Consider the following 14340-nt stretch of genomic DNA (forward strand, 5'->3'; position numbering starts at 1 on the left):
AGGTAACGGTCGCCGACGCGCTCACGCAGCAGCAGCACCGGCTGATTCTGTGGCGCTTCGACCCGGATTCCGACAACACGCATCTCGCCCATCGCAGTCTCCCTCGCTCGCGAGTCGCCTCTAATCCAATACGTCGCGGACCGCGGCCTTCACCAACTGCGTATGCAGAGTGACCGACAGCGCCGCAATCTCCCTAATCAGTTCCTCGGCTCCCTCCCCCGAGCCGGTCCCCTTGCCCTTGGCGATCGGGTTCGCGATCTGCCCAACCAGGCCGGCCTCGCGGTCGGCCGACACCTTGAAGGCCCGCAGGTGCCGGGTCTCCAGACCGTAATCGGCCAGTGCCGCAGCGGCTTCGACCAATGCCGCGGCGTCCTCGTCGAAGTATCCGCCCGGGCCCGGAGTCAACAGGCCGCCGCGCTGCAATTCGAGGATGAACGCCGAATCGACGCCGGTCCGCTCGATCAGCGTGTCGCGGCTGATCCGGCCGCCGGTCGCCGAGAAGTCGGTGGCCGGGGCCACCCACGACTTCACCGACGAGAGCAGGCGGGTGTTCGATCCGGGCTGCTCGCCGCGATCGATCGCGTCGAGCTGCTCCTTGATGACCTTCAGCGGCAGATAGCGATCGCGCTGTGCGGTGAGCACGAAACGCAGTCGCTCACAGTCGTGCTCGCTGAATCGGCGGTAGCCCGACGGCGAGCGCTCCGGGCAGATCAGCCCCTCGGTTTCGAGGAACCGGATCTTCGAGATCGTGATCTCGGGAAACTCCGGCCGCAGCAGTTCGAGCACCGCGCCGATCGACTTGGGCGAGGATGCGCCACCGGCGCGCTTCGCGCCGGTCCGATCTGATCGGGCGGACCCAGGGGACGTCACTTGCCGGCGGCGTCGCTGTCGGATGGGCCGGTGAGGAACACCAACCGGAATTTGCCGATCTGCACCTCGTCGCCATTGGCGAGCGATGCCGAATCGACCGGCTCGCGGTTGACGTAGGTGCCGTTCAGGCTGCCCACATCCACTACCTGGAAATCGTTCTCGCCCAACCGGAACTCCGCGTGCCGACGACTGACGGTGACGTCGTCGAGGAAGATGTCCGAGTCGGGGTGGCGCCCCGCGGAGGTGGTCGCCTGATCCAGGAGGAATCGCGAACCGGCGTTCGGGCCACGCTTGACGACGAGCAACGCGGTTCCCGGCTGCAGGCGCTCGACGCCGGTGTCAGCCGGCTCGGCGGCCGAACCGCTGGGTGCTTCCATCTCCTTGAGGATGTCGGCACGGAACACCGAGGTGGTCTCCACCGGTGCGGCCAGGTCCTGGTCCTGGTCGTCGTTCGCGTTGTCGCTCACTACTTCTCCTTCATCGTCGAACCAGCTCGTGAACTGCGGTTCACTCGCTGCGCTCCCGGTGCCGAACTCCCGTGGGTGGCCCGCTCAGGTGTTCCTAAACCGTACCCCGTGCCGGCGCGGTGGCGCACAGCCGGAGGAAACTAACTCCGGGAAACTAACTTCAGTCTTCGGTGATCGCGCGGTAGCCGGCGGCGTCCAGCATTCCGCCCAGCGCCGCATCCAGCGCGTCGGCGGAGCTCACCGTGATGTCGACCAGCCAGCCGGCACCGTAGGCATCCGAATTCACCTTCTCCGGCGCCGATTCGAGCGCCTCGTTGACGGCGGATACGGCACCGTTCAGCGGCCCGAAGATGTCGGACACGCTCTTGGTGGACTCCACCTCGGCGAACGACTCGCCGGTCACCACATCGTCGCCGACGGCCGGCAGCTGCACGAACACCACATCGCCCAGCTGACCCTGCGCGTAGTCGGTAATACCCACTCGCACAACGGTATCGCCCGTCCGCTGCACCCATTCGTGCTCGGCGGTGTAACGCAGGTCATCCGGAACTGCGGAGTCACTCATATGTGCACCCTTCGGCTCAGTTGAAAGGGAAACTTTAGCGGTCGCGATTCACCTGACAGCAGGCAGCCTACGCATCACGAGCCAGGTCTGGACCCAGTACAGCCCGAACGACCACACGTACATGCCGACGCCCCAGATGAGAAACGCCCAGCCGATGGGATACACGATGTCACCGATGGTCGTATCGGTGTGTCCGGCGAGGATCAGCGGGAAGCCCGACATCAGGGCGAACGTCGCCGCCTTGCCGATGTAGAGCACCGGCAGCGCCGTCAGCCCGCGGGTGCGCAGCAACGGCGCCGATGCGAGCAGCAGCAGGTCACGACCGATCAACAGGCCAATCACCCACCACGGCACCATCTCCCGGATACCCATGCCGATCGGGATCACGATCATGTACAGCCGGTCGGCGGCCGGGTCGAGCAGCGCGCCGAGCTTCGACGACTGTCCCATTAGGCGGGCGATCTTGCCGTCCGCCCAATCCGACAGGCCGGAGAAGAACAGGATCGCAAAAGCCCAGCCATCGGACTTGAGCCCGAGCAGCACCCATACGAACACCGGCACCAGGGCCAACCGGGCCGCGCTCAGCGCGTTGGGCACAGTAAAAATCCGATTGCTCGGAACCTGTTCGTCCACCGGGACCGTCTCGTTCACCCGAAGATGCCCCTCACCGGAAGATGCCGATGATCCCCTGCAGCGCCTTGGCACCGCCCGAGCTGAACGGGTTGTCGTGGACCATGTAGGTCCACGTGGTGGTCGAGCGCCGCAGATCCGCAGCCTCCAGATCGGCGCCGTCGTTGGTGATCGTCACCTCACGAAAGGTCTTGCGCGCCTTGGTGATCGCTTCTTCGGGCAGATTCGCGAACTCGTCCAGGATCAGCTTGTGGAACTCGTCGAGCGGGCTCTCACGACCGATCGACCGCAGGTGGATGCTCGCCCGAACATCGGAGACGAAGGCGAGATGGTCGGCCCAGGCGCGGTCCAGGTGGTACAGCACGATCTCCCGAGCCGCCTGCTCGAGCACCTCCGGCCGCACCGGCTCGTCCGGCGGCGGAGCCAGCTTGTCCTCGTCGGCCTTTTCAGCGTCGGCCTTGTCAACGTCAGCCTTGTCAGCGTCAGCCTTGTCAGCGTCAGCCTCGTCTGCGGCCGGCTTTTCGGCATCGGCCTTGTCGTCATCGGCCTTTTCCGCGTCAGCCTTCTCGGCATCGGCCGAATCCGCCGCCGAATCCGCTTCTGGCGCTTCGTCTTCGTCGTCCTCGGTCCATTCACCGATCAACTGCTGATAGCGCTTGCTCTCGCTCTCCTTGAGCTCGGCGATCGCGATGTCGGTGGTCAGCACCTCCATCCGGCGCGCCACGACGATGTCGCGCTGCTGGTTGACCAGCTGGTTGTAGCGCCAGGTGTTGGCATGCAGCTCGAGCATGATGCCCTCGGCCACGCGCTGCGCCTGCTCGATCAGGTCGATGCCCTTCTGCCCCATCGAGCCGTCCTCATTCGGGCTCTCCGGATCCTTCTTCAACGCAAGGTTCTTGGTGACCAGCGGGTCCTCGATGCTGGAGAAGAACACCGACCGGCCCGGATCGCCCTGGCGGCCGGCACGCCCGCGCAACTGATTGTCCAGCCGGGCGGTGTCGTAGCGGCCGGTACCGACCACGCAGAGCCCGCCGAGCTCGACGACGTCGTCCCGCGCTGTGGTCGATTCATGATGCGACGAGCCGCCCGACTCGCCCTGCGAACCGCCGAGCTTGATGTCGGTACCGCGGCCGGCCATCTGCGTCGACACGGTGACCGCACCGCGGGCGCCGGCCTCCGCGATGATCTCGGCTTCCTCGGCGTCGTTCTTCGCGTTCAGCACGACGCATTCGACGCCCGCGCGACCCAGGTGGTGCGCCAGCTCCTCCGACTCGGCGACGTCGTGGGTGCCGATCAGCACCGGCTGACCGGTCTCATGGATCTCCTTGACGAACTCCACGATCGCGTCGACCTTGTGCAACTTGTTGTCGTACACCCGGTCCGGCTCGTCCTCGCGGATGTTCGGGGTGTTCGGCGGGATCTCCGAGACGCGGAGCTCATAGAACTGGCGCAGCTGTTCGCCGGCGGCCAGCGCGGTACCGGTCATGCCGCAGACCTTCGGGTAGCGCCCGATCAGCGCCTGCACGGTGATCGTGTCGATGACCTCACCCGAATCGGTCTGTGCCAGACCCTCTTTCAGCTCGACCGCCGCCTGCAGGCCATCCGGCCAGCGCTGCAGCTGCGCGATCCGGCCGCGCGAGGCATTGATCAGGTGCACGCCGCCGTCACGGACGATGTAATGCACATCCCGCTCGACCAGCAGGTGGGCATGCATCGCGATGTTGACGTGGACGAGCGTGGTGCCGACATGTTCCTCGTCGTACAGGTTGATGCCGCCGAGCTCGGCCTCGATGAATTCCGCACCCTCGTCGGTGAGGAAGACGTTGCGGCCCTCCGTATCGATTTCATAGTGCGGCTTCTGCAGCTTGGCGACGGCGTCGTGGATGGCCGAATCGGTCACCTCGCCCGGCGCCGACCCCGCCAGGATCAACGGGATCAGCGCCTCGTCGACGAGGACCGAATCCGCCTCGTCGATGATCGCGACATCGGGCGTCGGTGACAGCAGTTCGTCGGCGGTCGTCACGAGCTGATCGCGCAGCACGTCGAAGCCGATCTCGTTGACCGAGCCGTAGGTGATGTCGGAGCCGTAGGCCGCGCGCCGCTGCTCGGCGGTCGAATCCTCGTGCACGAACCCCGAACTGATCTTGAAGATGTCGAACAGCGGTTTCATCCACTCGGCGTCGCGCTGGGCGAGGTAGTCGTTCACCGAGATGACATGCACCTGGTGGCCCTGCAGCACATAGCCGACGGCCGCGATCGCGCCGGCCAGCGTCTTGCCCTCACCGGTGGCCATCTCGATGACATCGCCTTCGAGGAGTCGCAGCGCGCCCTGCAACTGCACGTCGAACGGCCGCATGTCCAGCGAACGGTCGGCGGCCTCGCGGGCCATCGCCAGGAATCGGGCCTGCCCGTCCTCGGTCGCGACGTCCAGCCCCTCGGCCTCCTTGGCGATGTCGGCATCGGAAAGCTCCGAGGCCCAGTCCTCATGGGACGCCGCCGCGTCGATGAGGGCGATCGACTTCTTCTGGTTGCGCGACGATTGCGCACCCAGCATCCGCCACATGCTGTTGGTCAGCTTTCCCACCGGGGAAGACTCCTCTTCATCCTGGCCGCTCACGCGACGGGCCGTCGCGTCTACCGTACGCGGAGGGTCGATGCGTCAGTCGATGATCCCGGCCGCGACGGCCGCCGCGCGATAGGCGTCAGCCAGGGAGTCGACGGTCTCGTGCGCGTTGAGTCCGCTCGGATTGGGCAGCACCCACAGCTGGGCGCCGTGCAGATCGGCCGGCTGCCGCCCCTGCTTGGCGCCGCGGATGCCGAAGGCCGTCCGATACGCGGTGATCCCCAGTACCGCCACCACGGTCGGATGCAGCCGCTCGACCAGCGCATTCAGCCGCTCCCCGCCGGCCCGCAGTTCGGCGCCGGTGAGCTCGTCGGCCTTGGCGGTCGCGCGGGGCGCCAGATTGGTGATGCCGACCCCGCGGTCGAGCAGTTCGTGCCGGTCCGCGTCGTCCATCCCGGCGGTGGCGTCGAACGTCCGGCTGACGATGCCGGCCCGGGCGAGCGCGGGATAGAAGCGATTGCCCGGACGCGCGAAATGCGCGCCCGTCGCCGCCGTCCACAGGCCCGGATTGATGCCGACGATGAGCAATCGGCACTGCCACGCGCCCTCACCCAGCAGGTCCGGCACCGTGGCGTCGGCGTACGCGGCGAGTTCTTCACGGGTGAATCCCATCAGCTGAATCTAGCCATGAGCTGAATCTAGTTGGCCCGCTTGGGGAGCAACGCCCGTACCGCGTCGATGGTGTCGGCGTCCGCGGCCGTCCGGTCGGGTCGATACCGGACCACCCGGGCGAATCGCAGCGCGACGCCACCCGGATACCGGCGACTGACCTGGACGCCGTCCAGCGCGATCTCCACGACCAGCTCCGGGCGCAGCCACACCACATGTCCCGACTCGCTGGGGTCGCGCGCGTAGTCGGGAAAGGTGTCGGTCTGCCAGCGCAGCAGCGCATCCGTGAGGCCCTTGAACGTCTTACCGACCATGATGGGGTCGCCGCCGTCCGGGTCGCGGGCGCCGAGATGCAGATTGGACAGCAGTCCCGTCCGTCGGCCCGACCCCCATTCGGCCGCCAGCACGACGAGATCGAGCGTGTGCACCGGCTTGATCTTCTGCCAGCCCTTGCCGCGCCGGCCCGCCTCGTAGGCGGTGTCCAGGCCCTTGAGCATGATGCCCTCGTGGCCGTCCGCGAGCGCCGACCGCAACTGCCCCGAAATCTGCGCCTCGGCGTCGGCCGTCGCGGCCGAAATCGTCACGGCCGGAATGCGATGCGCCGCCGCGACGGCGTCGAGCGCGTCCAGGCGTTCGGACAGCGGACGATCGATCAGGTCGACCCCGTCGCGATGCAGGCAATCGAAGAAATACGGCCGCAACACCTCTGCGGCATCGGATCCGTTCGCGCTGCCGAACCGGCTCATCGTCTCCTGGAACGGCCGAGGCCGGCCCGCATCGTCGAGCGCCAGCGTCTCGCCGTCGAGCACCACCGACGTCACCGGCAACGTCAGCACCTGCTCGACGATCTCCGGCACCCGGGCGGTCACATCCGCCAGCGTCCGGGTGAATACCCATACCCGATCATCGTTGCGGTGCACCTGAATTCGGGCGCCGTCGAACTTGAACTCGGCGCTCATCGGGCCGCCGAGCGATTCGAGGGCGGCCGATACCGAGCCGGCCGGGGATGCCAGCATCGGCCGCAGCGGCCGGCCGACCTCCAGTCCCACCGCGGACAACGCGTCGACTCCGCCGGCGCGGGCGGTCGCCGCGGTATGCGCCAGCGACCCGCTCAGCATCAGCGCCCGCCGCACCGCCGCGGCCGGGACCGTGGTCGAGCTCGCGATCGCCTCGACCATCACCCCCTCGAGTGCGCCCTGGCGCAGCTCCCCGAGCATCAACTGAATCAGGAAACGTTGTTCGGCGGCGGTGGCCTGCCCGAGCAGGCCGTCGATCACCGCGGCGCGCTGCGATTGCGAGCCGGCGCCGGAGATCGCCGCGATATCGGCGAACGCCGCGTCGACCGCGGCGACAGTGAGGGTGTCGACCTCGGCCGGAGCATGCTCGCGGTCGATCAGCGAGCGCCAGCCGACACCGAGCCGACCGTGCCCGGTGTCGCCGGACAACCACGCCACCACCACCGGCAGTTCGGCGTCGCTCGCCCTGTCGAGCAGCGCGGCCAGCGCCGTGGTCTTGGCCAACCGGGATCGGGTGGCCGTCACCGCGGCTCCCGCCGCCACGACGTCGCGCAGCAGCAGCACCGACTCGGACGCAGGCATGAAGCGAGGCTAGCCCACGGTAGGAGCCGAAAATGGTGCCCTGGGCGGACGACGACCCGTGCTCGTGGTTCTAGCGTCACATCATGAGCAAGACCGAAAAGGATCTGTGGGTACGAGCACGAGCGCGACTGAACCACCTGGCGACCACTCGGTTCGGCGGCCCGGCGGCGGTGATCACCCGCTGGCATGCGCGCCATCCGAACAGCCTGTTGGCGCGCGCGTACACGCGGGTGTGGCTGTCCGCGCCGGTCCTCACGCTGACCGTTCGCGGCCGCAAATCCGGTCGGCCGCGGTCGGTCGCCCTGATGTCGGTCTTCCGCGGCGACGACGTCATCGTGATCGCCGGCAACGCCGGGGCACCGGGCACGCCTGCGTGGTTTCTCAATCTGCGCGCGGCCGGCGAGGCCGACGTGGAGGTTCGCGGACACCGGTGGCCGGTCGAGTTCCGCGAGGTCAGCGACGCGCACGAGGCGGCAGAATGCAAAGAGATATTCGCGCGTGTATATCCGGGTATGCGGGTATATGAAGAACAAGCGGGCCGCTCGTTCCCCGTCGGCGTGCTGACACGGAAAGAGGTAGCCACCTGATGACCCGGATCGCAGACTTTCTCGCCACCGTCCCGACCGGCCTGTGGCTGGGTGGCACGCAGGTGCCGGCGACCAGCGGCGGAACGTTCGACGTATTCAATCCGGCGACCGAGGAGAAGCTGATCTCGGTCGCCGACGCGTCCGAGGCCGACGGGCTGCTCGCCCTGTCGCAGGCGGCGGCCGCGCAGGCCGACTGGGCGGCGACCGCGCCGCGCACGCGTGCCGAGATCATCCGTCGCGCATGGGAATTGCTGATCGACCGCACCGACGACTTCGCCCTCGCGATGACGCTGGAAATGGGCAAGCCGCTGGCCGAGTCGACTGGCGAAGTCACCTACGGCGGCGAATTCCTGCGCTGGAACGCCGAGGAAGCGGTGCGGATCAACGGCCGCTACACCGCCTCGCCCACCGGAACCGGTCGAATCCTGGTGGCCCGCGCGCCGGTTGGTCCCTGCCTGGCGATCACCCCGTGGAACTTTCCGCTCGCGATGGGAACCCGCAAGATCGGCCCGGCGCTGGCCGCCGGCTGCACCATGATCGTCAAGCCGGCCGCCGAAACCCCGATCACCATGCAACTGCTGGGGCAGGTCTTCGCCGACGCCGGCCTGCCGCCCGGCGTGCTGTCGATCCTGCCCACCACCGATGCGGCCGGGCTCACCGATCCCCTCCTGGCCGACCCCCGGCTCCGCAAGCTCACCTTCACCGGTTCCACCGCGGTCGGCCGGCAGCTGCTGGCCGGCGCCGCGCCCCATGTCCTTCGGACATCGATGGAGTTGGGCGGCAACGCACCGTTTCTCGTCTTCGACGACGCCGATATGGACGCCGCGATCGACGGCGCGATGGCCGCCAAGATGCGCAACATCGGCGAGGCCTGCACCGCGGCCAACCGGTTCCACGTGCAGAACTCGGTTCGCGAGGTGTTCACGCAGCGTCTTGCCGACCGGATGGCAGAGCTGACGATCGGCAACGGGGTCGACGACGGCATCCAGGTCGGCCCGCTGATCAGCGAGAAGCAGCGCGACAAGGTGATCGAGCTGGTCGCCGATGCGGTCGACAAGGGCGCGACCATCGTCACCGGGGGTACGCCGATCGACGGGCCGGGCCACTTCTACCCGCCGACGGTGCTGGCCGACGTCTCCGCCGACGCCCGGATTCTGCGCGAAGAAGTATTCGGTCCGGTCGCGGCGATCGTCGGGTTCGACACGGAGGCCGACGGCATCGCCGCCGCGAACGACACCGAGTACGGCCTCGCCGCGTTCTTCTATTCGCGGAGCCTCGACCGCGTCATGCGAGTCGGCGAAGCGCTCGAATCCGGCATGGTCGGCGTCAATCGCGGCGTCGTCTCGGATGTCGGCGCGCCGTTCGGCGGCGTCAAGGAATCGGGCATCGGCCGCGAGGCCGGGAGCGAAGGCATCGCCGAATACCTCGAGACCAAATATTTGGCCCTCCCCTAACGTCAGTAAATGCGTCGCCGCCGTTAGGCACGGCAAGTAACGTAGAGACGCTCGTCGGCAGTCGGCCGCGAGAGCCCCGGGGATCGGAGATGGCGCGCAGTGCTGTGGTGGTTGGTTCGAACCAAGCTGTATCCGCATCGCCAGTCGATCAGCCTGATCATCGTGTTCCAGGTCATCAGCGTGTTGTGCAACCTGTGGCTGCCGTCGCTGAACGCCGCCATCATCGATGACGGCCTGGTCCGCGGCGACGAGGGCGCCATCTGGAGCAAGGGCGGGTTCATGCTCGTCGTCTCGGTGGTACAGATCGCGGCGCAGATCACCGCCACCTACTTCGCCGCCCGCACCGGCGCCGCCTTCGGCCGGGATACCCGGGCCGGGCTGTTCCACGCGGTCGGCACCTTCTCGCAGCGCGAGGTCAACAAGTTCGGCGCCGCGTCGCTGATCACCCGCACCACCAACGATGTCCAGCAGGTGCAGCTGGTCATCATGATGGCGCTGACGATGGCCATCTCGACGCCGATCATGGCGGTCGGCGGCATCGTCGCCGCGTTGAACGAAGACGTGCAGATGTCGTGGTTGCTGGCCGTGGCCGTGCCGATCCTCGGCGTACTGATGGGTTTCCTGATCACCCGCCTGGTGCCGGGCTTCCGGGCGCTGCAGGGATTCCTGGACGTCGTGAATCGTATTCTGCGCGAACAGCTCTCCGGTATCCGAACCGTCCGGGCGTTCGTCCGCGAGGACACCGAGGTCGCCAAGTTCGGCGCCGCGAACCACGATCTGACCACCACCGGTGTCCGGGTGATGCGGCTGATGTCGTTGATGTTCCCCGTGGTCATGATGATCATGAACCTGTCGACCGTCGCCGTCTGGTGGTTCGGCGCGCACCGGATCAACGACGGCACGATGCAGATCGGGTCGCTGACGGCCTACATGAACTACCTGATGCAGATCCTGATGTCGGTGATGATGGCGACGTTCGTGGTGATGATGATCCCGCGGGCCTCGGTCTCCGGCGATCGCATCGGCGAGGTGCTGCTCACCGAGCCGTCGGTCCGACCCAGCGATACCCCGTCCGACATCGAGTCGATCAGCGGCGCAATCGAATTCGACGACGTCGAATTCAGCTATCCGGGTGCCGACTCCCCGGTTCTGGCCGGCCTGTCGTTCACCGTGTCTCCCGGCGAGACGCTTGCCGTGATCGGGTCGACCGGCTCCGGCAAGTCCACGCTCGTCTCGCTCATCGCCCGGCTCTTCGACGTCACCGGCGGCGCCGTACGGATCGACGGCCACAACGTGCGCGACCTCCCGGCGGACGCCCTCTGGGGTCACGTCGGGATCGTTCCGCAGCGCGCGTTCCTGTTCACCGGCACGGTGGCGACCAATCTGCGCTACGGCCGTCCAGACGCCTCCGACGAGGAGCTCTGGGATGCGCTGACCATTGCGCAGGCCGCCGACTTCGTCCGGGAACTGGGCGGGCTCGATGCGCCGATCGCGCAGGGCGGCACCAATGTGTCCGGCGGCCAACGGCAGCGGCTCTGCATCGCACGGGCTCTCGTCACCCAGGCGCCGATCTACCTGTTCGACGACAGCTTCTCGGCCCTCGACCTCGCGACCGATGCAGCACTGCGCGCGGCGCTGGCTCCGCGGGTGCGCGCCGCCTCGGTGATCATCGTCGGCCAGCGGGTGTCCACGATCGAGCACGCCGACCGGATCCTGGTCCTCGACGCGGGGCGCATCGTCGGGCTGGCGCCGCACGACGAGCTGTTGCGGACCTGCGAGACCTACCGCGAGATAGCCGAATCGCAGCGACGAGTGGAGGCGAGCGCATGACCCGGCCCGGAATGGCACCGCCGGTCACCAAGCCGAACGATTTCGGCGCATCCGTACGCCGGCTGTTCGGCCTTCTGCTCCCCCACCGGGTATCGCTCATCGCGGTCGTCGCGCTGTCGATCGGATCGGTGGTGTGCAGCGTGCTCGGCCCGCGGATCATCGGATTCGCGGTCGACGAGGTGTACCGGGGCGCGCTCTCGCACTACAAGCATCACGGCTCGGGCATCAACTTCGACAAGGTCGGCAATATCCTGCTCTGGGCGGCGATCGTCTATGTGGCCTCATCGCTGCTGATGTGGCTGCAGGCCTGGATCCTGGCCGGTCTCGTGCAACGCGTCATGGGAACGCTACGCGAGCGGGTCGAGGCGAAGATCAATCGACTTCCGTTGACCTACATCGATTCTCAGCCGCGGGGCGAGTTGTTGTCCCGGGTCACGAACGACATCGACAACCTCGGCCAATCGCTGTCGCAGACGCTCTCGCAGTTCGTCGTCAACGGGCTGACCGTGGTCGGCGTCCTCGTGATGATGTTGGTGACGTCGCCGCTGCTGACGGTCATTGCCTTGGTCACCATCCCGCTGTCGGTCATGACCGCGGCAATGGTGATGAAACGCAGCAAGACGCAGTTCGTCGCCCAGTGGAAGCACACCGGAGCGCTCAACTCCCAGGTGGAAGAGGCATTCTCCGGCCATGAGCTGGTCACCGTATTCGGCCGGCGCCGTGAGGTGCAGGGCCAGTTCGACAGCAAGAACGAGGAACTGATGCAGGCCTCGTTCCGGGCCCAGTTCGCGTCCAGCCTGGTGATGCCGATCAACATGTTCCTCGGCAATCTGCAGTACGTGATCGTCTGCGTCGTCGGCGCGCTGCGCGTCTCCTCCGGCTCGATGACGCTGGGCGAGGTCACGGCCTTCATCCAGTACACGCGGCAGTTCACGATGCCGCTGACGCAGCTGGCGTCGATGGTCAATCTGCTGCAGTCCGGCGTCGCGTCGGCCGAGCGGATCTTCGAGGTGCTCGACGCATCCGAGCAGTCACCGGACGACACCGAGCAGTTGCCGGCACCGACTCGCGGCCGTGTCGAGTTCCGCGACGTCGACTTCTCCTATACCGACGCCCCGCTCATCGAGGGCCTGAGTCTGGTCGCCGAGCCCGGCCAGACCGTCGCCATCGTCGGGCCCACCGGCGCCGGCAAGACGACGCTGGTCAATCTGCTGATGCGGTTCTACGAGGTCGATTCGGGCTCGATCCTGTTGGACGGCACCGACATCGCCACGGTGCCGCGCGGCGAGCTCCGCTCCCGGATCGGGATGGTGCTGCAGGACACCTGGCTGTTCCACGGCACGATCGCTGACAACATCAGGTACGGCAACCAGTCAGCGACGGACGAAGAGCTCTATGCGGCGACGCGCGCGACATTCGTCGATCGATTCGTGCATGCCCTGCCCGGCGGCTACGACACCGTGCTCGACGAGGACGGTGTCCTCTCCGTCGGCGAACGGCAGCTCACGACGATCGCCCGGGCCTTCCTGGCCGATCCGGCCATCCTCATCCTCGATGAGGCGACCAGCTCGGTCGACACCCGAACCGAAGTGCTGCTGCAGCACGCCATGAACGCCCTACGGCAGAGCCGCACGAGTTTCGTCATCGCACACCGACTTTCGACGATTCGCGATGCCGACACCATCGTGGTGATGGAGCACGGCCGGATCGTCGAGCAGGGCGACCACGACGCGCTGATCGCGGCGCGCGGTGCGTACTGGCGGCTCTACATGGCTCAGTTCGAGGGTGCGTTCGCGGACGAGGAAGACATCGTCAGCTCCACCAGCACCGGCGAGTGATCGCTGGCCGGCGCCACCCCTTCGGGCGCGACGAGCTTCTGCGGGTTGGCGGCCGTGAAATGCCGTGAGGCGTAGACGCGGTCGCTGTTCGGCGGCGCCCCCGCCGTCGACTCCTGCAGCCCCACCGCTGCGAACACCTCGTGCTCGCGCGCGAACTCGGGCGATCCGTCGCGAACGTTGAAGTCGGCCCCCAGGATCGTCGGCCCGTCCCAGCTGCCGACGGTCTCGGCGATGGCATCGATCTGGCGGCGCTGCTCGTCGGCCCCCGGCCGGGGCGAGCTGAAATGTCCGGAGATCACCCGGATCTCGGTGCCATCCGGCAGTCGCACCAGGGTGTCCGCGGCACCCCGCGGCTGGTATTCCGGCGGCTGCCGGAACGGATGCCACTGCCGCTTGCGCTTGAGCAGATTCGAGGCGGTCGCCGCGTAGTTATCGGCGATCGCCCGGAACCGCCGGGTCGTGTTGTTGCCGAACGGATCCGGAATCCGCAGACCCCGGCTGTCGACTATGGTGATGCCGTGGAAGGTGAGGATGCCCGGTCCTTCCTCACGCCCGTAGATCTTCTCGATCGACGGCGCCATCACGGCCCCATCCGGATTCAGCCGACGCCGCAGCGCAGCGAGCGTGTCGGTGAAATTCGAGCGGAATGCGAAGCGGTCCAGCTCCTGCATCAGCACGATGTCCGGGTCGTATTTCGCGATCTCATCGGCCAGCCGATTCAGATCGTTGGATGTCGCCCAGTATTCGCCCGGGCCGCCCATGCCACCATGCACGTTGTACTCCAACACTTTCAGCGTCTGCGGGCCCCGGGCGATCGCGGCGGGCGCCGGCCGCTCGACACGGCGCGGCCGCCGGGCGAACCGCCACACGCCCCAGACGAGGCCGATCACCGCGCCCGCCAGAGCGCCATACCCGGCACCGGCACCCGGGGAGCCCGCGATCGCGCCGCCGATGGTCCCGACGATCACGCCCACGAGCGCCCCGATCGCCGCCGGCGCCAACCCGGTCCGGGTGGTGACCCCCATGCCGTCGACGGCGCTCCACCGGCTGCGCGGCAGCGGCAGCGCCGGTAGTCGCGTGGTCGCCGCGTCGAGTGCACCCAGGACGTGAATTCGCTTATCGATGACGATCGGCATGCGGACATTTAATCGAATGCGTGCCCGAATTCTGGGTGCTACGGTCGTTTTCGTGAACTTCGTCGTCGCCCTTCGCTGACCAGCCCACGATCGCCGGCCCCTTCGGCCTCGAGAATCGCCTGCTTGGAGTTCA

Annotated in this window: 12 protein-coding genes and 1 pseudogene; 4 read left to right on the forward strand and 9 right to left on the reverse strand. The window is 67.4% G+C overall.

Annotated elements, in window-relative coordinates; translation table 11 throughout:
* The 8 genes and pseudogenes from G341_RS23710 to G341_RS0102140 all read right to left on the reverse strand — a co-directional run.
* Window positions 1-92 (reverse strand): annotated as a pseudogene (locus G341_RS23710) (bifunctional nuclease family protein); the annotation flags it as partial.
* Window positions 93-120: 28 nt separating this feature from the next.
* Window positions 121-795: a transcriptional regulator FtsR gene (gene ftsR / locus G341_RS0102110; RefSeq protein WP_026303144.1), complete on the reverse strand. Its 675-nt coding sequence runs from the start codon at window positions 793-795 to the stop codon at window positions 121-123.
* A gap of 71 nt (window positions 796-866) precedes the next feature.
* Entirely contained in the window at window positions 867-1337 is a 471-nt protein-coding gene (gene garA, locus G341_RS0102115) for a glycogen accumulation regulator GarA (RefSeq protein ID WP_018177453.1), read from the reverse strand.
* A 160-nt stretch (window positions 1338-1497) separates the two neighbouring features.
* Window positions 1498-1902 (reverse strand): glycine cleavage system protein GcvH, encoded by a 405-nt coding sequence (gcvH, locus tag G341_RS0102120; protein ID WP_018177454.1) that lies wholly within the window; start codon window positions 1900-1902, stop codon window positions 1498-1500.
* Window positions 1903-1950: 48 nt separating this feature from the next.
* Window positions 1951-2553 carry a CDP-alcohol phosphatidyltransferase family protein gene (locus G341_RS0102125; protein WP_018177455.1) on the reverse strand — a complete coding sequence of 201 codons (603 nt, stop codon included), beginning with the start codon at window positions 2551-2553 and terminating at the stop codon, window positions 1951-1953.
* 13 nt (window positions 2554-2566) lie between these two features.
* Window positions 2567-5116 (reverse strand): accessory Sec system translocase SecA2, encoded by a 2550-nt coding sequence (gene secA2 / locus G341_RS0102130; protein ID WP_026303145.1) that lies wholly within the window; start codon window positions 5114-5116, stop codon window positions 2567-2569.
* Between the two features lie 75 nt (window positions 5117-5191).
* On the reverse strand, window positions 5192-5767 hold the full coding sequence (locus tag G341_RS0102135) for a mismatch-specific DNA-glycosylase (protein WP_018177457.1): 576 nt from the start codon (window positions 5765-5767) through the stop codon (window positions 5192-5194).
* Between the two features lie 26 nt (window positions 5768-5793).
* Window positions 5794-7341 (reverse strand): ATP-dependent DNA ligase, encoded by a 1548-nt coding sequence (locus G341_RS0102140; protein ID WP_043450340.1) that lies wholly within the window; start codon window positions 7339-7341, stop codon window positions 5794-5796.
* A 104-nt stretch (window positions 7342-7445) separates the two neighbouring features.
* Here G341_RS0102140 and G341_RS20735 point away from each other — a divergent pair, with 104 nt between their 5' ends.
* From G341_RS20735 to G341_RS0102160, 4 genes are all read left to right on the forward strand, one after another.
* Window positions 7446-7949, forward strand: a complete 504-nt coding sequence (locus tag G341_RS20735) for a nitroreductase family deazaflavin-dependent oxidoreductase (RefSeq protein WP_018177459.1) — start codon at window positions 7446-7448, stop codon at window positions 7947-7949.
* Window positions 7949-9403, forward strand: coding sequence for an NAD-dependent succinate-semialdehyde dehydrogenase (locus G341_RS0102150; RefSeq protein WP_018177460.1), 1455 nt, complete (start codon window positions 7949-7951; stop codon window positions 9401-9403). Before G341_RS20735 ends, G341_RS0102150 begins: the two co-directional genes overlap by 1 nt.
* 99 nt (window positions 9404-9502) lie before the next feature.
* Window positions 9503-11233, forward strand: a complete 1731-nt coding sequence (locus tag G341_RS0102155) for an ABC transporter ATP-binding protein (RefSeq protein ID WP_018177461.1) — start codon at window positions 9503-9505, stop codon at window positions 11231-11233.
* Window positions 11230-13071 (forward strand): ABC transporter ATP-binding protein, encoded by a 1842-nt coding sequence (locus G341_RS0102160; protein ID WP_018177462.1) that lies wholly within the window; start codon window positions 11230-11232, stop codon window positions 13069-13071. The genes G341_RS0102155 and G341_RS0102160 overlap by 4 nt, the downstream gene beginning before the upstream one ends.
* Here the strand turns inward: G341_RS0102160 and G341_RS0102165 are convergent.
* Window positions 13008-14207, reverse strand: coding sequence for an endonuclease/exonuclease/phosphatase family protein (locus G341_RS0102165; RefSeq protein ID WP_018177463.1), 1200 nt, complete (start codon window positions 14205-14207; stop codon window positions 13008-13010). The two genes, G341_RS0102160 and G341_RS0102165, sit on opposite strands and share 64 nt — an antisense overlap.
* Window positions 14208-14340 lie beyond the last annotated feature (133 nt).

Origin of the sequence: Jongsikchunia kroppenstedtii DSM 45133, from assembly GCF_000380485.1 — a bacterium.
GTDB classification, from domain to species: domain Bacteria; phylum Actinomycetota; class Actinomycetes; order Mycobacteriales; family Mycobacteriaceae; genus Jongsikchunia; species Jongsikchunia kroppenstedtii.